Consider the following 23,551-nt stretch of genomic DNA (forward strand, 5'->3'; position numbering starts at 1 on the left):
TTAGGAGCCGGATGATCACCCTGACCTCCCCCGCACTCGAGCCGCTGTCCCGCTCGGCGCCCTCGCATCGGACGCCGTTGCGCGTCGGACTCGTCCAGCACCACTGGCGTCCCGACCGCGCCGAACTCGTCGCCGCGTTACGTGCCGGCATCGACCAGGCCGCCGACCACGGCGCCAACGTCGTCTTCCTGCCCGAGATCACCCTGCTGCGCTACCCCGCCGATTCCCCGGCCGGACCCGACCCGTCCGCGGCGGCCGAGGACCTCCACAACGGGCCCACCTTCGAACTCGCCGCCGCCGCAGCGACGACGAACCGGATCTTCGTGCACGCCTCGCTCTACGAGAAGGCGCCCGACGCCGACGGCCTGGGCTACAACACCGCGATCCTGGTCTCCCCCGACGGCCAACTCGTCGGGCGCACCCGCAAGCTGCACATCCCCATCTCGGCCGGCTACTACGAAGACACCTACTTTCGCCCCGGGCCCGCCGCCGACCCCTACCCGGTCTACGCACCCGAGGGCCTGGACGCCCGCATCGGCATGCCGACCTGCTGGGACGAATGGTTCCCCGAGGTTGCCCGCAACTACTCGCTGGCCGGCGCCGAGATCGTGGTCTACCCCACGGCCATCGGCTCCGAACCGGTCTTCCCCGACTTCGACACCCGCCCGCTGTGGCAGCAGGTCATCGTGGCCAACGGCATCAACAGCGGACTGTTCATGGTCGTGCCCAACCGCACCGGCAACGAAGGCAAGGTCAGTTTCTACGGCTCGTCGTTCATCTCTGACCCGTATGGCCGAATCCTGGTGCAAGCACCCAGAAACGAGGAAGCTGTGCTGGTGGCTGATCTCGATCTCGACCAGCGCCGCGACTGGCTGGAACTGTTCCCCTTCCTGCTGACCCGCCGCCCCGACACCTACGGCGCCCTGACCCGACCGGTGGTGGCGCAGGAGCCCTACGGTGTCGGTCACGCTGCGACGGCGGTGGTCAAATGAGCGCGACGCTGTTCACCGGTGGTGTGGTGTGGACCGGCACCGGCGTGGAGTCCGACGCACTGTTGGTCGTCGACGGCGTGGTGCGCGCGCTCGGTGAACAGGCCCGCGAGCAGGCGGCCGGGATCGACTGCGACAGTGTCGATCTCGACGGCGGATTCCTGATGCCCTCCTTCGGCGACGGCCACGCCCACCCGCTCTACGGCGGGCTGGAAGCCGCCGGCCCCGCGGTGCGGCCCTGCACGTCGGTCGACGAGATCCTGGCTGCGGTGAAGAAGTACGCCGACGAACACCCCGACGAGGAGTGGATCGTCGGCGCCTCCTACGACAGCAGCCTGGCCCCCGGCGGACTCTTCGACGCCCGCTGGCTGGACTCGGTGGTCCCCGACCGGCCGGTGGCCCTGCGTGCCTGGGACTACCACACGATGTGGGTCAACACCGAGGCCCTCAACCGCGCCGGCATCACCCCGGATACTCCCGACCCCGTACTCGGCGAGATACCGCACCGCCCAGACGGGTCCGTGCTGGGAACGTTGCGTGAATGGGGCGCAACAGATTTGGTGACGGCCGTGATGCCACCCGCCGACGAAGCCAAGCGCATCGCCGCGCTGCGTACCGCCGCCGACTACTACCTCCCCTTCGGGGTGACCTGGGTGCAGGACGCCTGGGTCGAGCCGCAGGACGTCGCCACCTACGTCGAGGCGGCCCGCCAGGATGCCCTGCGGATGCGGTTCAACCTCGCGCTCTACGCCGACCCGCGCCACTTCGACTCCCAGATCACCCGGTACGCCGAATCGCGGGCCGCCGTCGAGGCAGTCGGGTCGCCGCTGCTGACCGCGAACACCGTGAAGTTCTTCGCCGACGGTGTGGTGGAGAACGAGACGGGTGCGCTGCTGGCACCGTATTGCTCGGGCTTGCATTCGCACGGCGGGCAGGAGCGCAGCGACTCGGGGGACAACCTGGGCATGCAGACCTGGGAGGGCGACTCGCTGGCGCAGGCCGCGCAGCGCGTCGACGAACTTGGACTGCAGATCCACATCCACGCCATCGGCGACGCCGCGGTGCGCCAGGCCCTCGACGCCATCGAATATGTCCAGGCGCGCAACGGAACCCGCGACCGCAGGCCGGTCATCGCTCACGTCCAGCTCGTCGACCCGGCCGACCTGGAACGATTCGCCGCCCTCGGCGTCATTCCCAACATGCAACCGTTGTGGGCCCAGATGGACGCGCTGATGACCGTGCTCACGATTCCGCGCCTCGGCGTGGAGCGCGCCGACCGGCAGTACCAGATCCAAACCCTGCACCGCACCGGCGCCGCGCTGGCCTTCGGGTCGGACTGGCCGGTGTCCTCGGGCGCCCCGCTCGACGGTATCGCGGTGGCGGTCTCGCGCCGCACCGCCGAGGGCGAACCCGAAGGCGGCTGGACACCACACGAGATCCTGCCGATCGATCTGGCCCTGTCGTCCTACACCGGCGCGGTCGCGTACCAGGCCTTCGCCGAAGCCAATTGGGGACGTATCTCCCCCGGGGCCAGTGCCGACCTGGTCTGGCTCGCCGACGACCCGCGCAGCACCCCCGCGCTGCAGCTACCCGCACTCCCGGTCCGCGCCACCTACCTGCGCGGCCAGCTCGCCTACACCGGTACCGACTAGAGGAAGCACGACCATGACCGCGGAATACATCACGGCCCCCCACGAGGGACATCTGAAGCGGGCGCTGGGCCTGCCGTCGCTGGTTCTCTTCGGTTTGGTGTACATGGTGCCGTTGACGGTGTTCACCACCTACGGCATCGTCACCGAAACCTCGGGTGGCCGACTGCCGCTCGCCTACACCGTCACGCTCATCACGATGGTGTTCACCGCACTGTCCTACGCGCGGATGGCGGCCGCCTTCCCGGTGGCCGGATCGGCGTACACCTACACGCAGCGCACCTTCGGGGCACCCGTCGGCTTCCTGGCCGGGTGGTCGCTGTTGCTGGACTACCTGTTCCTGCCGATGCTGAACTACCTCGTCATCGGGCTCTACTTGAACGCTGCGCTGCCCGCGCTTCCCGCGTGGGTCATCGTCGTCGTCTCGATAGCGATCGTCACCGTGCTCAACATCGTCGGGATCGTGTCGGTGGCGCGGGCGAACTTCCTCATCATCGCGATCCAAGCGATCTTCATCGTGGTGTTCGTCGCCCTCGCGATCGCCAAAACCAGCGGCTACGGAACAGTCGACCTGTTGGCGCCCTTCACCGGTGACGGTACCGCGGGCGGGATGAGCCCGATCCTGGCCGGCGCGGCGATCCTGTGTCTGTCGTTCCTGGGTTTCGACGCGGTATCCACGCTGTCCGAGGAGGCGCGCGACGCCCGGCGGACGGTCCCGCAGGCGATCATGATCGCGACCGTCGTCTCGGGGATCATCTTCATCCTGCTGTCCTATGTGTCGGGGCTCGTGTTCCCGTCCAACAAGTTCGCCGATGTGGACACCGGTTCGACCGACGTGATGCTGGCCGCGGGCGGGGCGTTCGTCAACACGTTCTTCACCGCGGCGTATGTGGCCGGCGCACTCGGTTCGGCGTTGACCTCGCAGGCTTCGGTAGCCCGCATCCTCTACGCGATGGGTCGCGACGGCATCCTGCCACGCAAGGTGTTCGGGCATGTGTCCGCGAAATTCAGCACGCCGGTGTACGCCATCCTCATCGTCAGCGTCATCTCGCTGCTCGCGGTCTGGATCGACCTGGCGATCCTCGCCTCCGTCGTCAGTTTCGGTGCGCTGGTGGCCTTCTCGGTGGTCAACCTGTCGGTGATCAAGCACTACTTCGTGGACATGCGGGAGCGCAACATCCTGCTCAACCTGGTCGCGCCGACCATCGGCTTCCTGCTCACCGCGTGGCTGTGGACGAGCCTGTCCGGCACGGCGCTGACCATTGGATTGATCTGGCTGGCAATAGGATTCGTGTGGCTGCTGGTCGTCACCCGCGGCTTCCGGCGGCCCACCCCCGTGCTGGATCTGGACTACGAGTGACCCGCGGGTGAGCGACCCACTCGCCGGGTATCCCGTCACGGCGCCGCCACTGCCGCGCCCGGTGCTGTTCGACCAGACCTGGCTGGATCTGACCTTCCTGCACTGGCCGGTTCGTCCGGACGACGTCGCCCACCTGTTCCCGGCGGGCACCCGGCCGGATGTGTTCGCCGACGGGATGACCTACATCGCGCTGGTGCCGTTCCGGATGGGCTACACGGCGCTGGGGTGCGGGCTGCGGATGCCCTACTTCGGCACCTTCGCCGAGACCAACGTGCGGCTGTACTCGGTGGACGACGCGGGCCGGCACGGCGTGCTGTTCTACTCGCTGGAGACCGCCCGGCTGGCGGTGGTCCCGACGATCCGCATCGCCATGGGCATTCCGTACACCTGGGCCAAGATGCGGGTGCGGCTGTCCAAGGAGGAGATCAGCTACGACAGCGTGCGCCGCTGGCCCCGTCGCGGTCTGCGCAGCCGGGTGGTGGTGGCCCCGGGTGATCCGGTGGACCCCACCCCGCTGGAGGTGTGGCTGACCGCGCGCTGGGGGGCGCACACCCGCAAAGCCGGCCGGACCTGGTGGGTGCCCAACACCCACGGCGCGTGGCCGTTGCGCTCGGCCCACCTGGTGGAACTCGACGACGAGCTGATCGCGGCGGCCGGTGTCCCGCTGGCCGGGCCGCGGCTGCGGGCGCTGTACTCCCCCGCGATGCGCACCCAGTTCGGCCGGCCCAGCGCGGTTACCTGACGACGGCACCCAAGCTGGACGTAGGCTGTGAAGCATGGCACTACGGCGACGGATCGGTCGGGCGCTGATGGCGGCTGCCTGCGCCGGGTTGTTCGTCGGTGTGCCGGTGGTCGTTGCCGCTCCGGCGAGTGCCTGCCCGATCGGGCACCTGGCCGACCCGATCACCGGGCAGTGCTTCGTGGCCAACAGCGGCGTGCCGACGGTCGGCGGCATCCCCTGCATCCCGGGCAAGTCGTTGGGTACCTGCCTGGGCATCCTGCAGAACCAGTCACCGCCGGGAGGCGGTCCCCCGGTCGGCGGTATCTGGCCCTAGCGGTTACTCGTCGAAGATCGCCACCGCGCGGGTCCAGCCCGCCGAGGCCTTGTGCACTTTGACGGGAAAGCACGACACCTCAAAGCCCTTGGCGGGCAACGCTTCCAGATTGTGCAGCTTCTCGATGTGGGAGTAACCGATGGTGCGTCCGGCGCGGTGGCCCTCCCAGATGATCGACGCGTCGTGGTGTCGTTCGTAACGCTGCGCGGTGTAGGAGAACGGCGCATCCCAGCTCCAGGCGTCGGTGCCGGTCAGCCGTACGCCACGTTCGAGTAGGTACAGGGTGGCGTCGCGGCCCATGCCGCAGCCCTTGCCGACGTAATCCGGCTCGCCGTAGCGGGTTCCGGCGCTGGTGTTGACGAGCACGATCTCCAACGGCGAGAGCGTGTGTTCGATCCGATCCAGTTCCTGCGCGACGTCCTCAGCCGTCGTGACGTAGCCGTCCGGGAAATGCCGGAAGTCCAGTTTGACGGCGGGCTGCAGACACCATTCCAACGGCACCTCGTCGATGGTGATCGCGCGTTTGCCGCCGTCCATGGTCGAGGCGTAGTGGTAGGGCGCATCGAGGTGGGTGCCGTTGTGGGTGGTGATGCGAACCCGCTCGATCGCCCAGCCTTCCCCGTCGGGCAGGTCGTCGACCGTGGCGCCAGGGAAGAACGACACCACCTCGGCAGCGGTCTGCTGGTGGTCGTAGTAGTCGATCTCGGGCAGGTGGCCGGGCGGGTCGGAGGCGATGCCGGCCTGCAAGGGCACCGAGATGTCGACGAACCTGCGCATCGTGTTCTCCTACTTCATCGAGCCCGGCCGAAACGACTCCACCGGGTTCACCACCGCCACCGCCATCGAGTTGCCGATCGGGCCGTACTCGTCGAATAGGGCGGCCGTTCCGGAGGCGATGCCATCGTGACTGGTGTGCACCACCGCAGCCATCCCGATGTTAGGCCCCTTGGGCAGTCGGGTCAGGCTCAGCGTGTAGTCGACGTTGATGTACTGCAATCCCTGTGTGCCCCAATGGGTCAGCGCACTGGTGGCGTCGGCGGCCATGGTCGCCTCGACGAACGGGCTGATCGTCTCGCCGGCGACGAGAACGCGGCGCTGGCTTATCCACATGTACTTCGGCCCACCTGTGTGCCATTCGGCGAAACCGATCTCGCCGCTGGAACCCTCCCCGCCGTATCCCCAGACGAACATCGGTAGGTCGTCAGGAAGCGGGCCCGGATCAGACGGCATCGGCGGCATCTGGATGTCGGAGGACCAAATGTCACCGATGTGGCTGTCACCGGGGCGCAGGAAGACGGCGCCGGCGCGCGCGACCACCACGTCGTTCTGCACCACCTCAGCGTCGATGAGCCGGATCCGGCGGCCCTCGCGCCGCACCGATGCCCGGACTTGCAGTGGCGCGATCACCGTGGGGCGCAGCAGGTCGACGGTGACGCGGGCGGGCTGGAACCCGTCGCTGTGCCCGGCGTTCTCCAGGGCGCGGGCCAGAATCCCTCCGACGACGTGGCCGCTGATCGCCGGCCCCCACGGACCCTTACTCACGGGGTCGGGAAGTAAGACGTCGCCGTCGAGCACGAAGTACGCCAGCGACGAGCTGGTCCTGCCGGATTCCGCCACGAGGTCACACGATAGCGGCGGCGTCCTGTCAGCCGGTGTGCACCGCCTGGCGGAGGTACTGCTCGACATCGTCGGTGACCGGGTCGACGACGGCGTTGAAGTCGTGGTGCTTGTCCAGGAAGCTGGCGACCAACGGGCATACGGCCACGATGTGCAGCCCGGCGGCACGCGTCTGGGCCAGTGCCTCGGCGACCAGAATGGTGGCCAGCCCGCGGCCCTCGTAGGCGTCGGCGACCTCGGTGTGGTGGAAGATCCGCTGGTTACCCCGTTCGACGAATGCCGCCAGGCCGACCTGCTGGTCGTCGACGGAGATGACGAACTGATCCGGGCCGGCGGTGACGGTGGTGGGGGCGCCGGTCTTGTCGGTGGTCATGGTGCTCCTAACGGTGGTTGCGGCGGGGCCGCAGGCGGATGGCCGGAAGCGGGGGGGCCGGCAATCGGTCGACCGAACCGGAGTACCCACTGACGGTGCCGAACCGTGCATCGCCGTCTTGCCAGAGCCGGCGGTACTCGACGATCTCGTCGTGGTCGCGTGCCACGAAGTTCCACCACATCAGCAGTTCTTCGCGCAGCGGCGGCCCGCCGAGCAGCAGCAGCCGCGCCGACTGCCCCGCCGGGTTGTGCAGTCGCAACGCGGTCGAACCGGGGCTCAGGTAGGCGAGTTCGCCGGCTGCCAGCCGTCGGCCCGCGACCTCCACGACGCCCTGGTCGAGAAGGACGCCATGCTCGAAGGCGGGGTCGACGTCGAGGTCGACGTGTGCCCCCGCGGGGAGGTCCAGCTGCGCACCGAGCAGCGGGGTGAACGTGTGCACCGGTGAGCGCTGGCCGGCCAGCGCGCCCAGGAACACCCGAATGGTTGCCCCGGATAGTGAAACCGGCTCCGGCACATAGTGTTCGAAGTCGCGTGCGGTAGCGCGGTCGGAGTCCGGCAATGCCACCCACAGCTGTGCGCCGTGCAGCACGGTGGTGTCCGGCGTCGACACCTCGGAGTGGCAGATGCCCGCGCCGGCGGTCATCAGGTTCAACTCCCCGGCGCGCACCAGCTGGTGCACGCCTGCGCTGTCGCGATGCTCGATCTCGCCGCGGAACAGCCAGCTCACCGTCTGCAGCCCGGTGTGCGGGTGTGGCGGCACGTCCATGCCCGGTCCGTCGCGAAGGTCCTGCGGTCCGTAATGGTCGGCGAAGCACCAGGCCCCGATCAGCGAGCGCTCCCGCTGCGGCAACGTGCGCCGCACCGTGATCGCACGCGGGCCACCGAGCGGTACCTCGCGCGGTTCCAGCACCTCCACACCGTCGAAGCCCGTTGAACGGCAAGGTACTTCACGTGGAGCAGGCTCGAGGTTGCTCACCCCTGCGAGCCTACCCGCCGCCGGCCTACCTCACGCGGCCAGCGGCTGCGTCATCGCCGAGCGGATCAGGTCGAAATCGTGTTGCTCGATCCGGAAGACGCCGAAGCGGAACTTGTAGCCCCAGCGCTGCGGATCGACGACGAACTCCAGTTGATCCAGCAGCGGCCGGATCGGAGTGGCCGTGCACGGCACGAACTCCATGGCGCGCCGCCACGGCTGGAAGTCGGCCGACACCCGCACCTGGAAAGGTTCGTCGTCGGCGACCCGCCCGATTGCGGTGAACGCCTGCAACGGCTCACCGCCGGAGAATGCGGTCTTGGGCGAATAGAAGATGATCCAGTCGCCGCGGTCCATCCTGTGCAGCATGTGGGGTTTGCCGTGGTTGGCCTGAGTGAAACCGCCTGCGACTCCGCGCTGCACATGGTCGGCGCTGACGGTGTTGATCCAGTACGTCATGGCGCGACCCTAGAACCGGGGTCTGACAGGTTCAGTCCGCGCGGGCGTCCGCCGACGGACCGCCGTCGTCGGCGGAGATGTCCGGGGAGAACATGTCGGGACTCAACCGCGCAGGCACCCTGTCGGTGGGCTCGTCGACGTCGGCCGGCGCCGGGTCTGCCGTGCCGCCGGCATGGTGTCGGTGGTCAGCGCGCCAGTCCCGCACCAGAAAGACAATGCCGACCACTGCCAGCGCGATGACGGCGAGAGCGAGCCAGGTGCTGTCGGTCAGGAGGGCGATGACCAGCGCCAGCAGCCCTGCCAGGGCGAGAACCACCGCAAGCTTCATTGACCGCCCTCCGTCGACACCGTCGTCACAGTTTCTATCGCGTACCCGCTTTCAGAACGCGAACCACCGCGTCCGGCGCGTCACCGTGTCACTGCTCGGACCCTGAACACCAGGGAAATCCCTGGTGTGCGGCGTTTACCTGGAGGATTAGCGTGGCCGAGTGAGCGTTCCTGACGGGCCAGCCCGTCGATTTCTGGTCGAGTGGTACTCGTCGGCGCTGGTGCACACGTCGCTGGCCGAACTCGCCGGGCGGTTGGCCCACAGCGCGGCGGGTGCGCGTACCCGTGGCACCGGGGTTTCGGTGGTGCTGACGGTCGCAGTTCCGGACGACGAAATGGTGTTCGGGGTGTTTCGCGCGGAGACCGCCGATGACGTCGGGCGCGTCTGTCAGGAAGCCGGCTGTCCTGTCGATCGAATCACCGGCGGCGTGACGAGTTATGTCCTCGCTGAGGATGATCCGCTCTCCGGCTGACCATTGGTGGTGCGGAGGTGTTCGTTGAGTTGGGTGCGGGAGCGGATGCCGAGTTTGCGGTAGGCGTTGGACAGGTACATTTCGACGGTTTTTGCCGACAGGTAGAGGATGGCAGCGATCTCTTTGTTGCTGAGTCCGGCGGCGGCGTGCTCGGCGACGCGGCGTTCGGCTTCGGTGAGGATGGCCCCGGTGGAGCGGGTTGCCAACCGGTCAAGTTCGCGGTGGGCCCGCGCGGCCCATAACGGGCTGCCGATGTGGTCGAAGGTGGTCGCGGCCTCGTTCAGGGCGTGGTGGGCCAGTTGGGGGCGCCGGCGCCGCCGCTGAAGTTGGCCGAGCAACAGTTGAGTGCGGGCTCGTTCGAAGGGCATGGGCAGGCGCTCGTGGTGGGTCATGGCGGTCTCGGCATGGGCGGCGGCGGCGTCGAGGTCGCCGGTCGCGGCCAGGATGAGGGCTCGGCAGCGGGCGCCGACAGCCAGCATCCAGGGACGATCCAATCGGGCGCCGTTGGTCTCCAGTGCGGCCACCAAGGCTTCGGCCTCCGCGATTCGGCCCAATGCCGTCAAAGCCTCCACCGCATCCGGAAGATAGGCGCCGGCCATGATCTCGGTTTCATGGGCGGCGTCGAAAAACTCCAACAGGGGTGAAAGTGTCTGCAGCGCATCGGCGTACAGACCTTCTGACACTTGGACGAAAGCCAGGCTGGACAGTGGAGATCGGATGAGGTACCAGGATCCGGCCACAGTCGCGGATGCGATGGCCTGATCGGCTGCGCTCCGGGTCTGCTCGGCGCGCCCCAGATACGCGGCGGCGGCAGCCACCGCGGTGTAGGCGGTGATGAGGGGCAGGCGGCCGCCGAGCTGCTCGGCCCGTTCCACTGCTTCGCCGGCGGTCTTCAGCGCGTCGGTGTAGCGGCCCAGGTGCACCTCGATCATCGTGAGTTGCTCTGCGGCCCAGACCACGTCGACTTCGTTGCCGCGCTCCGCACATCTGTGAGCTATCGCTTCCATCGCCGTGTGTGCCTCCTGCAGGCGACCCGTCCACGCGAGGTTCATCGCCAACACCGCTGAGGGCTGCACGGTGGCAGGTGCGCCAGATTCGGCATCTTCGATGTCGAGCCCGTCCTGCAGCGCCTGCTCGTCGGTTCCCAGTCCGTACATGAAGCTGACATGTGTCCAGAGGGCCAGCGCCTGGCTGCGCAGCGGGTCGATGCCCGTCGTCTCGGCTTCGGCGCGTGCCTGTCGTGCGTGAGCGACGCAACCCGCCATGTCACCGCCGAGTCCAGTCGCCAGAGCGAGCAGTATTCGGGCCTGAGCCCGCAACGCCGGATGATCTTCGGCTTCGGTGACCGCGCGGGCCAAGACGCTGGTAGTACTGGTGAGGCCGTCGCGATAGCCGCGAATGCCGGCGAGCAGCATGAGGCCCAGGGCGCGCATGAACCCCGCGGGCAGAGTTTCGGCGATCGGCGCGATCATGCCCTCGGCTTCGTCGAGGGCGCCCGCCCGGAACAGATACTCCGAGCACCGCATCCGCCTGACTTCGGAATCACCGCCGAGGCGCAATGCCAGGGTGATCAGCTCGGCCCCGACGCTGTATGCACCGCGCGCGGCCGCGGTTTCGGCGGCGGTGTCCAGGGCGGTGAGCGTGTCAGGGTCGCCGTGGGGGGTGGCCAGGGCGAGGTGGCGGGCGCGGAGTTCGGGTTGATCGACGGCGTCGGCGAGACGGCGGTGCGCCCCTCGGTAGGTGGCGGGGTCGGTGGTGGTAGTGAGCCCGGAGGCGATCAGCGGGTGGGTAAAGCGGATGCGGTGGCCGTCGAAGCTCAGGATCCCGCGTGCTTCGAGGGGCTGGAGGATTTCGACGAGGTCGGTGTGGCTGTGGCCGGTGGCGGTTGCGATCAGGTCGACAGTGGGGTCGACGGCGGCGGCGATAGTGACCGCTGCCAGCGCCGTGACGGGGTCGAGCTGGCCGATGCGATCGCGGACCAGCCCGGCCAGGGTGGGCGGTAGCGCGGCCGGTTCACCGCTGGGACCGTCGGTGAGGGCGCGGGCCAATTCCAGTGCGTAGAAGGGATTTCCACCGGAGAGGGTGTGGATGCGCACCATGGTGGGGCGTGGTGGTGACATGCCCAGGTGGTCGCGGATGAGTGCGTGCAGGGCGCCCAGGCTCATCGGGCCCACGGCCACCTGGGTCAGAGCGCGCGGGTCGCGGGGGTGTAGCCAGGAACGGTCGGGGCTGGAGGGGTCCTCGGTGCGGTAGGCGGCGAGCAGGCCGACGGGTCCGCTCAACCGGCGGATGGCGAAGCCGAGTACGAGTCGGCTGGCCTCATCGAGCCATTGGGCGTCGTCGATGGCGATCAAAACCGGTTGCCGGCAGGCGAATTCGTCGAGGGCGGCCCGAACGGCAGTCGCTACCAGCCGTTCATCGCCGCCAGGTCCCGCCAGGCCGGCGATCACCGCGCGCAGGGCCTGTTGGTGCAATGGCGAGAGCCGATCGATGACGGCGGGGTCGATCCCGGCCAGCAGGTCGCCCACCGCGGCCAACGCTAACGACACCTCGGCGGGCGCCCCGGCGGTGGTCAAGACGGTGAACCCCTCGGCCGCAGCGTGTTCGACAGCGGCCCGCCAGAGGGTGGTCTTCCCGATTCCGGCGGGGCCTTCGAGGATCAGTGTTGCCGGCGCCTGCCGGGCCCGCTCCAACACTGTTCGCGCCGCAGCCACCTCATCGCCGCGACCCACCATCTCCCCACCCACGCACAGCATGATCTCAGCCGGTACCGGCCGATGCAGCAGAAACTCGAGAGTGCGGCCGCGGCGCGTCCCGAGACAGAAGGCCATACACAGTTCTTCGCCTCCTGTTCCCCTGGCAAGTACCAGGGAAATCCCTGTATCGGCGCCCAGGCCCTGCTCCCTACCGTCAAGGGCAGCATTCCGACTCGTGGGGAGGGGGTGGTGGTTGCGATGTGTCGTGTGAGCTGACGGTCCCGCTGTATCAGGACCAAGCTCTAGCGCCGGCAAGGCGGTTTCGACGGGGTACCGGTAGGCAGCTGTGAATAGCAGCTCCGACCGACGAGGGGTGCCCCGAACGTCCGTCGGGTCGGCAGCGCGACACACGGTTGGGGCAGGGAGCCGACGGGTGTCGGTCGAGCTGTGGATCTGCGGGGCCTCGCACAGCGTCGCCGCCCGCAGACCCTGCACACTGACGTACCCCGAGGCCGCACTGAGCGCCTCCTGCTCCGACCCGGTGAGTGGGCAATGAAAGGTGAAATGGGCCACGGCCGCCGACGGCGATCAGCCCCCTGCTCACCGCCCGCTGCGACGCTGGGCGCGCCTCGGCTGGAACCCAACCGTCCCTCACGGCGCCACCTGAACATTGCTACCGCTGACGGCCGGGTAGTCGGCGGTCGAGCTGGCCGGACGTCTATTCGGCAGGGGGATGCTCAATGCGTATGTCGCCGAATACGTCCTGCCCCGCGCAGTGGACCGCGGAACGGCGCGGGTGATTCGAGTTGGCATCGAAATACCTTGCAGCACAACAACTAGCCAAGTAGTGCAGCGCCCGGCAGCGGGGTCTGCGCGTGCCCTCTGGCGGGCCTACCAGCACTGGTCATGCAGCACAAGTGGTTTGAGCCGGCGGCCCGCATCCTTGCCTACCGCGACAAGTTTCTCGAACTGCTTAGGTGACAGTGTCTGTTTGAGTGTCGAGTAGCGAGGAAAGATGGGGTCGGCGGCGGCGTAACGTCTTAGCTCAAGGTCCATGTCGACGGTGGCCTGCAGCTTCGCGTAATGCACAACCACTCGATCGGTCGGTGAGTTCGCAAACGCGGACGGTCGCGGAACCGTGAACGTTGTGACGCTGGTGCGAGCTGGGCTGTGTGGTGTAGGGCTCAACGGCTTCAGCGCTTCGTCCAATTCATCGGGATACCAGTCAATTCCGAGCTCGAGCGCAGCGAGCGCCAACGATTCCCGCAGAGTCGAGAATGTTCCGGGTGAATCACCGCCGGCGTCGATGCAGACGATCCGGTCACAGCCCCGGCGCAACAGTTCGACGAGACCAAGATTGTCCCAATGGCCGCCGTCGGTGATGAACGAGTAGCGGTAGCTTCTGCGGTACTGCCCCATGATTTCGGCTATGAGGTGGAGGAAGCCCGGCCGAAGGAGTCGAGGTGTTGGCCCGATGATGTCGGCACCAGGACCGCGGCGCGTCTGCAGCCAGCGAAGGTTGGGCAGCCAGATTCCAAGGTCGATGTTGGCGGCCGCCAAAACGGCGTTGCTGCTTCCCAAGCTGGAGCGGCCCATCGCCGAGGAGAATGCCGCACCAGTGGTTGCCAGCCATCCCGCGGGCCGATCCATGTTGCGGTACCGGCCATGCGCGACCGTATCGATCGCGCGCAAATACAGCCGCGTCGGGGTGCTGCGGCGGCCTTGCCGGGTCCACTGCGGTGAAATTGTGAAAGATTCAGCCCGCAGGCCTCCCGGCGCGATGCCGCTGCGCTGCTGGGCACAACACAGGATCAACTCGGGAACGCCACTATTGCAAGCGGGTTGGCTGCGTGCTGCCAGGTCCGCCCAGGTGCCCCAGTCGCCGCCCGCGGACTGAAGCGCTTCGGGTTGGAACGACCGTTGGAGGCGTGCGGAGAACATGGTGTGCAAAGTGGGCCAGTTGGCATTGCAACACACGATGACCACAGCCGCCGTGATACCTGCCAGCACCAATGTTCTGGGATGGCTCAGATGGCCTGCTGCGGTCTGGTACATCACCAGGAACACAACCGCCGACCACGAGGCGGCCAGTACTACGCCCAGAAGTCTCGGGATCGCTCGGGCGAGTGGACCAAAGACCTCGTGCACCAGTGGGCCGCCCGCTATTTTCCACAATCCGGCGATCATCGTGAATCCTGCCGAGGTACCTATCGCGGCCAGCAATGCGTCCCGCGCCTCGTTGAGATCGCCGTGGAATAGCCGGAATAGCCACGGCACGGCCAGAACGAACAACCACACGACAGCGGAAATACCCAGCAGCGCCATCCCGAAGGCGAGAACGCGCTTCAGGCGAGGCAGGAACATCCAGAGCAGAGCAGATAGTGCACCCAACGCAAAAACCGCCGCAACCGCGACCAACCATGCATCGGGGACAGAGGGTTTGAACCAGCATGATGACCCGAATATGTGGCCGGACAGCCGGCACGAGCGACGCTGGATCATTCCCAACGTCCATCCGAGCGCGGTCATCGCAGACCCGATGAGAGCGGTGTTGACCCCGATGCAGACAGCTACCCACGCGATCGATCCGGCCCATCCGCCGCGACAGTTCATCAAGTAGTTCTGCCGCTGAAAGCCCGACTTGGGCAGCGGGTTATGCGTGGTGAGCCAGTCGAGGACCTCGTCTGCGGCATTCGCGCGGTGGGCTTCGGTTCCGCTGGCCGGACGCTGGTAGGCGCGCTGCAGAGTCCATGCTGTCGCCGCCCATGCGCCACCCGACACGGCCGAAAGATATCGGGCGCGACCGAGGACGGACTCGTCGCGGGCGACAGCTTCGTGGCGCAGGGGTGCCACTCCGGCGGCCGAGCTAACTGGTTTACCCCAGTCGAGTTCGCTGAGCACGCCGAGTGCGAATCCAGCGGAACGGATACCGCCCCCGCTGACGCACACCCCGATTGAGCGGTCGCCCGACACTGCGTCCGGGCTGCCCGCTGGGATGAGCGACTCGGCACCGGGTAATGGAACATAGTGCTGGCGAATATGTTCCAGTTCGGGGTCGTCGTCGGCTTCGGCGTCGTCCAACTCACGCCGTTTATCGAAGGCCTGTTCTCTCGGCACGCCCATGGACATGCCTCCTCGCGCTCGGAGTGGGGAATCCTGGTGCGACGTTAGCGCGAGCCCTTGGCCAAGGGATACGGGGAATTCCCTGGAGCAGAGGATCGGCGCGTCATCTCGCGGTGGCCTGCTGGCGCTGCGGCGCGGTGAGCATCGCGGCCAGCATGGCAACGATCTCCTCGAGGCTGTCCGGGCCCGCTCCCCCGCTTTCGGCGCGACGTTCGCGGTCGGCCAGCAGCGCCCACATCGTGGTGGCGACGGCGGCGACCCTGCGGATGCGCTTGCCACGATCGGGTGCGGGAACCAGTTCGCGCATCGCCCCGGTGATGCGCGGCCACGCCGATTCGGCCGGACTCTGGGGTTCCCGGTTCAGCCGGATTCGCACGACCTCGAGGAACCGGGCGTAATGCGTGGCCTCCAGGTTGCCGAACGGTTCGACGAGCACCCGAAGCAAGGCGTGCGCGTCGCCCATCTCCTCGGCGGACATCCCGTCGAGCATGGCTTGGCGCTGGGCCTCCATGGGCACCAGCCGCCGGGCCACCACCGCGTCGATGAGGTCCTGGCGGCTGCGGAAGTAGTAGTTCACCGCGGAGTTGTTGCGCTGCCCGGCCGCCTTGGCGATATCGCGCAACGGCACCTCGAAACCATGCTCGGCGATCAGGCGTTCTGCCGCATCGAGCAGTTCTTCGCGGGCACGGGCTCCACGGTCCACGAGAGGAAGTGTACGAAACGTTGAGCAGGTTTAAGCACATGTGCTTAAATTGGGTCTGGGTGCTCACTGTTCACACCAGAGCGAGAAGGATGCGCCATGACTGAGATCCGCGAGATCGATCCGGGCACGCCGATGACGCGGTTCGCCCGCGGCTGGCACTGCTTGGGCCTGGCCGAAAACTTCCGTGACGGCAAGCCGCACGGAATCCAGGCGTTCGGCGGGAAACTAGTGGTCTACGCCGACACCAAGGGCGACATCCACGTTCTCGACGGCTACTGCCGGCACCTGGGCGCCGACCTCGCCAAGGGTTCGATCAAGGGCGACAACCTCGCCTGCGCGTTCCACGACTGGCGGTGGAACGGTGCGACCGGCCGCTGCGTGGAGATCCCCTACGCCCGCCGCGTTCCCAAGCTGGCCCGTACCCGTAAATGGCAGACACTCGAAGTCAACGGCCAGCTGATGGTGTGGCACGACCCCGAAGGCTCGACCCCCGGGCCCGAACTGAGCCCCCCGCAGATCGAGGGCATGGGCACCGACAAGTGGTCGAAGTGGACCTGGAACTCGATCCTCATCGAGGGCGCCCACTGCCGCGAGATCGTCGACAACAACGTCGACATGGCGCACTTCTTCTACATCCACTACGCCTACCCGACGTACTTCAAGAACGTCTTCGAGGGCCACACCGCCAGCCAGTTCATGGAATCCAAAGCGCGCCAGGACTTCACCGAGCATCCGGAAAGGTTGTGGGAGGGCACCAAGCTGCGCTCCGAAGCCACCTACTTCGGCCCGTCCTACATGATCAACTGGCTGCACAACGACCTGGGACCGGACTTCACCGCCAACTCGGTGCTGATCAACTGCCACTACCCGGTCTCGCAGAACTCCTTCATGCTTCAGTTCGGTGTCTCGGTCGAGGTTCCCGACGGGATGACCAAGGAAAAGGCCGACAAGCTTGCCGAGTCGTACTCCAAGGTCTACGAAGTCGGCTTCCTGCAGGACGTCGAGATCTGGAAGCACAAGACGCGTATCGAGAACCCGCTGCTGTGCGAGGAAGACGGCGCTCTGTACCAATACCGTCGGTGGTACGAGCAGTTCTACGTCGACGCCGCCGAGGTGACCACGGATATGACCGATCGCTTCGAGCTGGAAGTCGATACCACCCACGCATACGGGGTGTGGCAGCAGGAGGTTCAGGAGAACCTCGAAAAGCGCTCCACTGCAACGGTATCGAGCTAGCCGAGCTGTTTCAGGCGGCGGTGCGGGGCATCTGGCCGATCCGCAGGTGGACCACGGTCGCCGGCGCAACCGGCAGGTCGTCGCCGCGGGCCAGCAGTTCCGCGCTTTCGGGTAGTTCGCGCGGATTGATCTGTCCGTCGGCGATCTGCCGCAGCACCGCATGGGCGTGAGCCAGTTGCCCACGCTTGCGGTACTGGCCGCCGGGAAGTTTCACCCCGGCCCACACGCCGTACTCCTCGCCCGCCTCGATCGCCCGGCGCGCGCACGCACGCTGCTGGGCCAGTGGGCAACGGCGCAAGCACATGGTGCGCGCCCGCATCGCGGACTGCTCGTAGACGCGGGCCTTGGCGGCGCCGTCGCTGGCGTCGTCGTCGGAATAGCCGAACCACAGGTCGGGATCGGCAGTGCAGGGGCGGTAGTCCATCGGAGCCTCCTTGTCGAGATTCGATGACGGAACCGTATATGACAGCAGCACCAGGCGCAAGAGAAACGTAGATCAAAACGTATAAACAGCGATCGCTGTGTACGATCCGTATATGGCTGGAGCCCGTCGGTGAGCCGAGAGGCGGCGGGCGCGGCCATTCGAGCGCTCCGGGAGTCACGCGGCTGGTCACTGGCCGACCTGGCCGGCGAGACCGGCGTCAGCATCATGGGTCTGAGCTTCCTGGAGCGCGGAGCCCGGAAACCACACAAAGGCACAGTTCAGAAGGTCGAGAACGGGCTCGGACTGCCCGCCGGGACGTACTCGCGCCTGGTCATGGCCGACGATGCGGAGGCCGAACTCGCCCAACTTCTGGCCAGTCCGGCCACCCCGGCGGCCCAGCCCCGGGCGGCCTCGGAGATCGTCGTCAGCCGGCACAACGACGCCGACGTGCTCGAGGCACACGCCGAAGCGCACCTCGAATCGCTCAACTCGTTGATAGCCCGACTGCCAGCGGAGACGTCAAACGAATACGAGACGTATATTCTGACCGTGATCGCCCAATGCGTGAAGGCCGAGATGCTGGCCGCCAACTCGTGGCGGGTCGCCGTCAACGCCGGCGCCGAATCCGCCGACCGGCTGATGGCCCAACTCCAAACCCTCGAATCGATCCGCACCGGACTGCTGGCGCGCATGCCCGCCGCCATCGCAACCCGATTCGACCAGGCGTGCACACGCTCGGGACTGCCCGAGTCCGTCGTGGCAGCACTGCTCGGCGTCACCCCGGACCAGATGTGGGACATCCGCAACAGAGGTGTCATCCCGCCCGGCGCACTGCCGCGCGTCCGGGCCTTCGTCGAGGGGCAGTGGTGAGCGACCTCGACGTTCTGAGCCGGGCCCACGCCCTGTTCGCAGGCGCGCCGCAGACCCCCGCGATACACCTCGATATACCGACGGCCGTGCACTCCGATGCCGTACCCGCCGCCTACCGCACCGCCGCCGACCGACGCATCGCCCAGCTGGTCGCCTCCCGGGGCGTGGATGCCGAGTTGGCGACGATCCTGGCTCACGCGGCACGCGACCACCAGGACGCTCACCGCCAAACCGGCGCCGTCCTGCAGGCGGCCCGTGCCGATGCCGCCGCCCCGCCGGACAATCCCGTCGCACAGCGAGAGCTCCTGCGCCGCAGGGCAGCCCGCCTGCGGGAACAGCGCGCGCACGTACTGGCCGCCAGGCGACGGGCTCGGCGGCGGCTCGCCCTGATGCGTGCCCTGCGCTACCGGCTACGCCGCCGCGGCCGTCGGTTGCCGCCGCCGAACTCGCGCGCCGGGTTCGCCGTGCGCGCCGCGCTGTCCCGGCTGGGCTGCCCCTACGTGTGGGGTGCCACCGGGCCGGATCGCTTCGACTGCTCAGGTCTGGTCCAGTGGGCCTACTCGCAGGCCGGTGTGCGACTCGACCGCACCACCTACGACCAGATCAACGACGGCACACCCGTCCCCCGGCCGCAGGTCCGCCCAGGTGACCTGGTGTTTCCGCACGCCGGGCATGTGCAGATGGCGATCGGCAACAACCTGGTGATCGAGGCACCCCATGCCGGGGCCAACGTGCGGATCAGCCCGCTGGGTGCGTACATCGCGATCCGCCGACCGCTCTAGGTGAGTTGTTCGGCGAAAACCCCCTGAGTACCGTCGAGCCATGACCGAGCACAGCGGACAGTCGGGGGAGGCCCTGGAGTCCGCCCGTGCTGTGCTCGCCGCGCGGGACCGGGATCTCGCCGCCGCCGACGCCGAACTGTCGGCCGTCATCGCCGGCGCCCACTCGGCGGCCGCCGACGCCATTCGCCGGATCGAGGCGATGACCGCCGAGATCGAATCCGCCGTGGTTCAGCACGCCGCGGACACCCCCGCCCAGGGCCGCGAATTCGCCCGCTTCCTGCTCGACAAACAACGCGAACTCGTCGATCTCGTCGCCGCGGCCAAGTCCGACGCGGCGGCCAAGACCGCTGCGCTACAAGGTCTTCTGCACCGCTACCAAGGGTGAATTGTCGCGCCGGACAAGCCTGGATACAGTCCCCGGCATGAGAGGCCACCGGTGGCGAGCTACCAAGACTTGCTCGACGCGATAGCGCGGGTGCGCGCCGCCACCGGCAGTCCCGACGCCTGGATGACGGGACTGTCCGGCGATGATCTGGCGGTGGTCACCAACCCGCTGAACGTGACCGCACCCGACGCCGTCGACGGGGTGCTGGCCAAGATTGCGGCCCAGCACCGCGACGTATTCGGCGCGGCCCGCGAGCCGCAGCAGGGGAGTGCTGCCGACGCGATCAGAGTCGCGGAAACCTCACTGGCCCAGCAGAACTCGCTGAGCGCACAGGTGGACCTGCAGGTCATCACCGCCGTGCTCAACGCGCACTCCACTCATGACGCCGGGCGCGACGCGCTCGATGCACTGCAGGACGAAATCGAGGCGGCTGTCACGACCCGCACCGACCTGGACACCCCGGCCGGCGCGCGAGCCTTTCAGCGCTACCTCATCGACAAGCTCCGCGACATCAGGACCGTCGTCGAGACGGCCGGATTGGACGCCACCTCCAAGGCGTCGCTGGCCGCGGCGTTGGCGTCGCTGTACTCCGCAGCCACCCCCGCCACCGAGCCCGGTCCTGAGCCTGAAACCCGCACGCCGCCAAAGGCTGTCGAGCCGACGGGGGAGACCGCGGTGCCTCCGGCCAGTCCGGCGCCGCCCAGCCCGCTACCGGCCGAAGCCTTCGACGATCCCATGCTGGATCCGCTGCTCGCCGAGGAGCCGGTTGCACCGGCACCCCCGCCGGCCGCTCCGGCCGCCGCCGCACCCATGATCCCGTCGCTGCCCACAATGCCCGGGTTCGGTGGTGGCGGCCTGCCCGCCCCGTCCGGCGCCGGGCTCGCGCCTGCCCTCGAGGCACTCGGTGCGCCGCCGCGCAGCATCGAGGACACCACCGCGCCCGAGGATCTGCTGCGCGGGGACGATCCGCTGGATCTTTCCGGTGCCGACGAACCGGACGACGAACCGAGCGACGAGTCCGCCGAGGATGCCGACACCGAACCGGCCGCGGCAGCCGAAGACCCGACGCTGGTGCATCTGCCCGACGGTGACACGGTCACCGCGCCCACTCCGCAACTGGCGGCCGCCATCACCGCTGCGGTGGCAGGCACGCCGATCCCGGAGGCATTCCAGGCCCAGGGCATCACCCTTCCCGCGCCGGGCACCGCGGTGGCCAGCCCGGTCGATCCGACCCGACTCCAGCCCGGTGACATCGGCATGCTCGCCGACCGCCACGCGGTCGCACTGGGCAACGGCAAGGCCGTGTTCAACACCCGAATCGAGCCCATCGCGAGCGTGACCGGCCCCAGCTTTCTAGGGTGGGAGCATCCGCCGGAGCCGGGCCCGCAAGCCCCACCCACGAAGTCGGACCGTCCGACGCCGACCCGGCCCGCGGTGACGGCCGGACCGTCCTGATAGGAGATCGACATGGCAGAGCGCATTCACGTGGTGCCCGACGAGCTGCGCCGGGCGGCCCGCCACCACGACCAGGCCGCCGAGCAGCTCGGTGCCGCGCCGGCCAGCCACGCCGACGTCCTGGCCAGCCTGGACTCGCTCGGCCCGATCTTCGCCGAGCTGCGTGACGCCGGCCGCGAGCTGCTCGACCAGCGCCGCGCCTGCTATCAGCAGCAATCCGAGGCCCACGCGGAGCTCGCCGACAACCTGCGCTACGCCGCGGACACCTGGGAACTCCAGGACAGCGCTGCCGCCGCCGACCTGAACCGGGTCGTCGAAGGCGGCCCATGACCGACCCCGATCCCGAGTTCGACGCCGTCCACCCCAGCGGGCACGTGCTGTTCCGGTCCTGCCGCGGCGGCTATCTGCACAGCGTCACCCTCGCCGAGGCGGCGATGGACGCCGACGCCCACACCCTGGCCGAGGCGGTACTGCTCACGGCCGACGTGTCCTACCTCAAAGCGCTGATGGAGGTCCGCGCCGAGATTGTCGCCGCCGGGCACACGCCGTCGGCCGACGTGCCGAGCGAACGGGATCTCACCGACGCCGTTGCCGCGCTACAGCGGCACCAGCTGCGGGGTCCCGAGTAACTGCGCGACATCGACATCACGGCTGCGGATCGGGCGAGATCACAACCCTGGTGTCGATCTCGCTAGTCCAGGGCTAGTCGGGCTCTGGGGCGATAACGTCCGGCGGGGCAACGGGATTGGCGCCGAACAACTCCCGCGCACGCTGCAGCAGGGCGCGCACCTCGTCGAGTTGCTGCTGCAGCAGCGAATCACCCATGGCCGCAACGGTAACCCGCCGGACCGGTCCCCACAATTCACCCCGTGCGGGGGATCTCCTCGGCGATCCGGTCCAGCAGTGCGGTGTAGCGCCCCGCCTCCCGGTGCCACCCCGGCTTACCGCTGCTGATCACCCCGACCGACAACCGCCGCTGCGGGTCGGCCCAGATCGCCACATTGGTCAGCCCGGTATGGCCGAACGCGGCCGGCGCGTGGCGCCCGAACGGACCGAACCGGTCCGATCCCAGCATGTAGCCGGTTCCCCAGCGCAGCGGAGTCAACCCGGTGGCGACGTCCGGCCGCAGCCGCCGCGCCTCCTTCACCGCGCCCTGCAGCGTCTCGGGCGACATGATTCGCACACCGTCGAGTTCACCACCGCGGCGCAGGATCTCGGCGAACCGCGATAGTTCGTCGGCCGTCGACACGGTGCTCGACGACGGGATCACCCCGGTCAGGAACAGCGGGGTGTTGGAGAACGGGATGATCTGCTGCATCGTGCCGCCGACCGCCTTGCGAAATGCCGCGGCCATCGGCGCCGGCAACGGCTTGCCCGTCACGTGGCTCGGCGCCACCTGCGGCACATCCTGCTCGGCTACACCGTAATTGGTCCAGCGGAAACCCAGTGGGTCGAGGATCTCGGCGGCCAGGATGTCGCGGATGCCCCGTCCTGTTGCCGCCGAGACGATTTCGCGCATCAACGGGCCCCAGGTCAGGCCGTGGTAGATGTGCATCAACCCGGGTTTGTGGATGGGCTTCATCTCGGCCAGCTTGGCGCGGGTGTACTCGCTGTCGTTCATCCGCTTGAGGCTGGGCCGCGGTCCGGTGGCGAACGGAATGCCCGCGCTGTGCGTCATCACATGGCGGATAGTCGTGGACTCCTTGCCATGACGGCCGTACTCGGGCAGATAGTCGACGACCCGATCATCGAGGGAGAACTCGCCGCGTTCGACGAGCATGTGCACCACCGTGGTGGTGATCGCCTTGGCCGCCGAGTACACGCAGAACGGTGTCGAGACACGCACCGGGACCTTGTCCGCGTCCGCCGGGTCGGCAGGCCCGTTGCCCCAGCCGTGCCCGATCGCGCGATTGAGCACCACTGCACCGTCGTAGCGGACGCACACCTGAATGGCGGGGTGCATCCCGGCCGAGTACCAGTGCCGCGCGGACTGCCAGATCCGTTCGACCGCGACCGGAGCCACCTCGCTGTGGTCCTCGGCGCCGGTGTCGGTCACGGCATCGAGGTCGGCCGGTACGACGATCCGGCCTTCCGCGGCGGGGGAGTCCGTCACCGCTGCTGCTTGTGCAGGGTCGCGGTCAGGTGCCTGACCAACGGCACCCCGACCGCGCCCATCAGCACGGTGTAGGACAGCTCGTCGCCGACCACCCGGATCGAACGGCTCAGCGCCGTAACCTCTTTGGCTGATCCGGTCAGCCCTATCGACGTCGAGTCCACGTCGATGCCGAGCTCGGATCCGTCGACGGACAACACGCCCTCGTCGATCTCGGTGACCCCGGTCGGGTGGACGATGACGAACTCGATACGGCCGGCCGACGGCATCCGGATGTAGCCGGTCTCGGCGTGCAGCGGGCGGCCGTCGTCGCTGGCCGTGGTGCGCTGGCTGTAGGTCAGGAACGGTTTTCCGGTGTGCCCGAACGTGACTTCCTCGCGGTAGCCGAACGGTTCGATCGTCGGATACTCGCCGTGCCCGTCACCGGACCACGTTCCGAGCAGGGATGCCAGCACGGCGATACCGGGATGCAGATCGGCCACGTCCGTC

At 68.0% G+C, this 23,551-nt stretch carries 26 protein-coding genes; 13 read left to right on the forward strand and 13 right to left on the reverse strand.

The genetic code is table 11. The annotated features are described in order from the left end of the window. The first annotated feature begins 11 nt into the window (after positions 1–11). From OG976_RS13575 to OG976_RS13595, 5 genes are read left to right on the forward strand one after another with little or no spacing between them, the layout of a single operon-like run. Positions 12–992: a nitrilase-related carbon-nitrogen hydrolase gene (locus tag OG976_RS13575; protein ID WP_328349622.1), complete on the forward strand. Its 981-nt coding sequence runs from the start codon at positions 12–14 to the stop codon at positions 990–992. Next, positions 989–2,641: an amidohydrolase gene (locus OG976_RS13580; RefSeq protein ID WP_328349623.1), complete on the forward strand. Its 1,653-nt coding sequence runs from the start codon at positions 989–991 to the stop codon at positions 2,639–2,641. Before OG976_RS13575 ends, OG976_RS13580 begins: the two co-directional genes overlap by 4 nt. A 13-nt stretch (positions 2,642–2,654) precedes the next feature. Then, positions 2,655–3,998, forward strand: coding sequence for an APC family permease (locus OG976_RS13585; RefSeq protein ID WP_328349624.1), 1,344 nt, complete (start codon positions 2,655–2,657; stop codon positions 3,996–3,998). Then, complete coding sequence (locus tag OG976_RS13590) at positions 3,982–4,740, forward strand: YqjF family protein (protein ID WP_328363539.1); 759 nt, start codon at positions 3,982–3,984, stop codon at positions 4,738–4,740. The genes OG976_RS13585 and OG976_RS13590 overlap by 17 nt, the downstream gene beginning before the upstream one ends. 34 nt (positions 4,741–4,774) lie before the next feature. Beyond that, positions 4,775–5,053, forward strand: coding sequence for a hypothetical protein (locus tag OG976_RS13595; RefSeq protein WP_328349625.1), 279 nt, complete (start codon positions 4,775–4,777; stop codon positions 5,051–5,053). Positions 5,054–5,056: 3 nt separating this feature from the next. Here the strand turns inward: OG976_RS13595 and OG976_RS13600 are convergent, their stop codons facing one another. From OG976_RS13600 to OG976_RS13625, 6 genes are read right to left on the reverse strand one after another with little or no spacing between them, the layout of a single operon-like run. Beyond that, positions 5,057–5,830 carry a cyclase family protein gene (locus OG976_RS13600; RefSeq protein ID WP_328349627.1) on the reverse strand — a complete coding sequence of 258 codons (774 nt, stop codon included), beginning with the start codon at positions 5,828–5,830 and terminating at the stop codon, positions 5,057–5,059. A 9-nt stretch (positions 5,831–5,839) separates the two neighbouring features. After that, positions 5,840–6,670 (reverse strand): thioesterase family protein, encoded by an 831-nt coding sequence (locus OG976_RS13605; protein WP_328349629.1) that lies wholly within the window; start codon positions 6,668–6,670, stop codon positions 5,840–5,842. A 28-nt stretch (positions 6,671–6,698) separates the two neighbouring features. Further along, complete coding sequence (locus tag OG976_RS13610) at positions 6,699–7,043, reverse strand: GNAT family N-acetyltransferase (protein WP_328349631.1); 345 nt, start codon at positions 7,041–7,043, stop codon at positions 6,699–6,701. Between the two features lie 7 nt (positions 7,044–7,050). Continuing rightward, a complete protein-coding gene (locus tag OG976_RS13615; RefSeq protein ID WP_328349633.1) occupies positions 7,051–8,019 on the reverse strand; it encodes a pirin family protein in 969 nt (322 codons plus the stop codon). Positions 8,020–8,049: 30 nt separating this feature from the next. After that, positions 8,050–8,475 (reverse strand): EVE domain-containing protein, encoded by a 426-nt coding sequence (locus OG976_RS13620; RefSeq protein WP_328349635.1) that lies wholly within the window; start codon positions 8,473–8,475, stop codon positions 8,050–8,052. Between the two features lie 31 nt (positions 8,476–8,506). Continuing rightward, on the reverse strand, positions 8,507–8,803 hold the full coding sequence (locus OG976_RS13625) for a hypothetical protein (protein WP_328349638.1): 297 nt from the start codon (positions 8,801–8,803) through the stop codon (positions 8,507–8,509). Positions 8,804–8,963: 160 nt separating this feature from the next. Here OG976_RS13625 and OG976_RS13630 point away from each other — a divergent pair, with 160 nt between their 5' ends. Next, positions 8,964–9,275: a hypothetical protein gene (locus OG976_RS13630; protein ID WP_328349640.1), complete on the forward strand. Its 312-nt coding sequence runs from the start codon at positions 8,964–8,966 to the stop codon at positions 9,273–9,275. Here the strand turns inward: OG976_RS13630 and OG976_RS13635 are convergent. The 3 genes from OG976_RS13635 to OG976_RS13645 all read right to left on the reverse strand — a co-directional run bounded on the left by OG976_RS13635 (position 9,239) and on the right by OG976_RS13645 (position 15,797). Continuing rightward, positions 9,239–12,022 (reverse strand): ATP-binding protein, encoded by a 2,784-nt coding sequence (locus OG976_RS13635; RefSeq protein WP_328349642.1) that lies wholly within the window; start codon positions 12,020–12,022, stop codon positions 9,239–9,241. The genes OG976_RS13630 and OG976_RS13635 overlap by 37 nt on opposite strands. An 840-nt stretch (positions 12,023–12,862) precedes the next feature. Further along, complete coding sequence (locus OG976_RS13640) at positions 12,863–15,100, reverse strand: hypothetical protein (protein ID WP_328349644.1); 2,238 nt, start codon at positions 15,098–15,100, stop codon at positions 12,863–12,865. Between the two features lie 97 nt (positions 15,101–15,197). Further along, on the reverse strand, positions 15,198–15,797 hold the full coding sequence (locus OG976_RS13645; RefSeq protein ID WP_328349646.1) for a TetR/AcrR family transcriptional regulator: 600 nt from the start codon (positions 15,795–15,797) through the stop codon (positions 15,198–15,200). A gap of 96 nt (positions 15,798–15,893) precedes the next feature. On the opposite strand from OG976_RS13645, the gene OG976_RS13650 reads away from it, so the two are divergent. Further along, the gene (locus OG976_RS13650; protein WP_328349648.1) at positions 15,894–17,033 is read left to right on the forward strand and encodes a Rieske 2Fe-2S domain-containing protein; all 1,140 of its coding nucleotides are present in this window, start codon (positions 15,894–15,896) and stop codon (positions 17,031–17,033) included. Positions 17,034–17,043: 10 nt separating this feature from the next. On the opposite strand, the gene OG976_RS13655 is transcribed toward OG976_RS13650, so the two are convergent. Then, positions 17,044–17,457: a WhiB family transcriptional regulator gene (locus OG976_RS13655; RefSeq protein ID WP_328349650.1), complete on the reverse strand. Its 414-nt coding sequence runs from the start codon at positions 17,455–17,457 to the stop codon at positions 17,044–17,046. Positions 17,458–17,586: 129 nt separating this feature from the next. Between OG976_RS13655 and OG976_RS13660 the strand changes: the two genes are divergently transcribed. From OG976_RS13660 to OG976_RS13685, 6 genes are read left to right on the forward strand one after another with little or no spacing between them, the layout of a single operon-like run. Beyond that, on the forward strand, positions 17,587–18,327 hold the full coding sequence (locus OG976_RS13660) for a helix-turn-helix domain-containing protein (protein ID WP_328349652.1): 741 nt from the start codon (positions 17,587–17,589) through the stop codon (positions 18,325–18,327). Further along, a complete protein-coding gene (locus tag OG976_RS13665; protein WP_328349654.1) occupies positions 18,321–19,109 on the forward strand; it encodes a C40 family peptidase in 789 nt (262 codons plus the stop codon). Before OG976_RS13660 ends, OG976_RS13665 begins: the two co-directional genes overlap by 7 nt. A 40-nt stretch (positions 19,110–19,149) precedes the next feature. After that, on the forward strand, positions 19,150–19,494 hold the full coding sequence (locus OG976_RS13670) for a DUF4226 domain-containing protein (RefSeq protein ID WP_328349656.1): 345 nt from the start codon (positions 19,150–19,152) through the stop codon (positions 19,492–19,494). Positions 19,495–19,545: 51 nt separating this feature from the next. Further along, entirely contained in the window at positions 19,546–20,949 is a 1,404-nt protein-coding gene (locus OG976_RS13675) for a DUF4226 domain-containing protein (RefSeq protein WP_328349658.1), read from the forward strand. 12 nt (positions 20,950–20,961) lie between these two features. Beyond that, positions 20,962–21,279: an ESX-1 secretion-associated protein gene (locus tag OG976_RS13680; protein WP_328349660.1), complete on the forward strand. Its 318-nt coding sequence runs from the start codon at positions 20,962–20,964 to the stop codon at positions 21,277–21,279. Further along, a complete protein-coding gene (locus OG976_RS13685) occupies positions 21,276–21,578 on the forward strand; it encodes a DUF2694 family protein (protein ID WP_328349662.1) in 303 nt (100 codons plus the stop codon). The genes OG976_RS13680 and OG976_RS13685 overlap by 4 nt, the downstream gene beginning before the upstream one ends. Before the next feature lie 73 nt (positions 21,579–21,651). Here the strand turns inward: OG976_RS13685 and OG976_RS13690 are convergent, their stop codons facing one another. From OG976_RS13690 to OG976_RS13700, 3 genes are read right to left on the reverse strand one after another with little or no spacing between them, the layout of a single operon-like run. Then, the gene (locus tag OG976_RS13690; protein ID WP_328349664.1) at positions 21,652–21,774 is read right to left on the reverse strand and encodes a hypothetical protein; all 123 of its coding nucleotides are present in this window, start codon (positions 21,772–21,774) and stop codon (positions 21,652–21,654) included. Positions 21,775–21,811: 37 nt separating this feature from the next. After that, the gene (lipE, locus tag OG976_RS13695; RefSeq protein WP_328349666.1) at positions 21,812–23,062 is read right to left on the reverse strand and encodes a lipase LipE; all 1,251 of its coding nucleotides are present in this window, start codon (positions 23,060–23,062) and stop codon (positions 21,812–21,814) included. Next, entirely contained in the window at positions 23,059–23,544 is a 486-nt protein-coding gene (locus tag OG976_RS13700; RefSeq protein WP_328349668.1) for a peroxynitrite isomerase, read from the reverse strand. Before OG976_RS13700 ends, lipE begins: the two co-directional genes overlap by 4 nt. Between the last annotated feature and the right edge of the window lie 7 nt (positions 23,545–23,551).

It is taken from the genome of Mycobacterium sp. NBC_00419 (genome assembly GCF_036023875.1).
Classification (GTDB): domain Bacteria; phylum Actinomycetota; class Actinomycetes; order Mycobacteriales; family Mycobacteriaceae; genus Mycobacterium.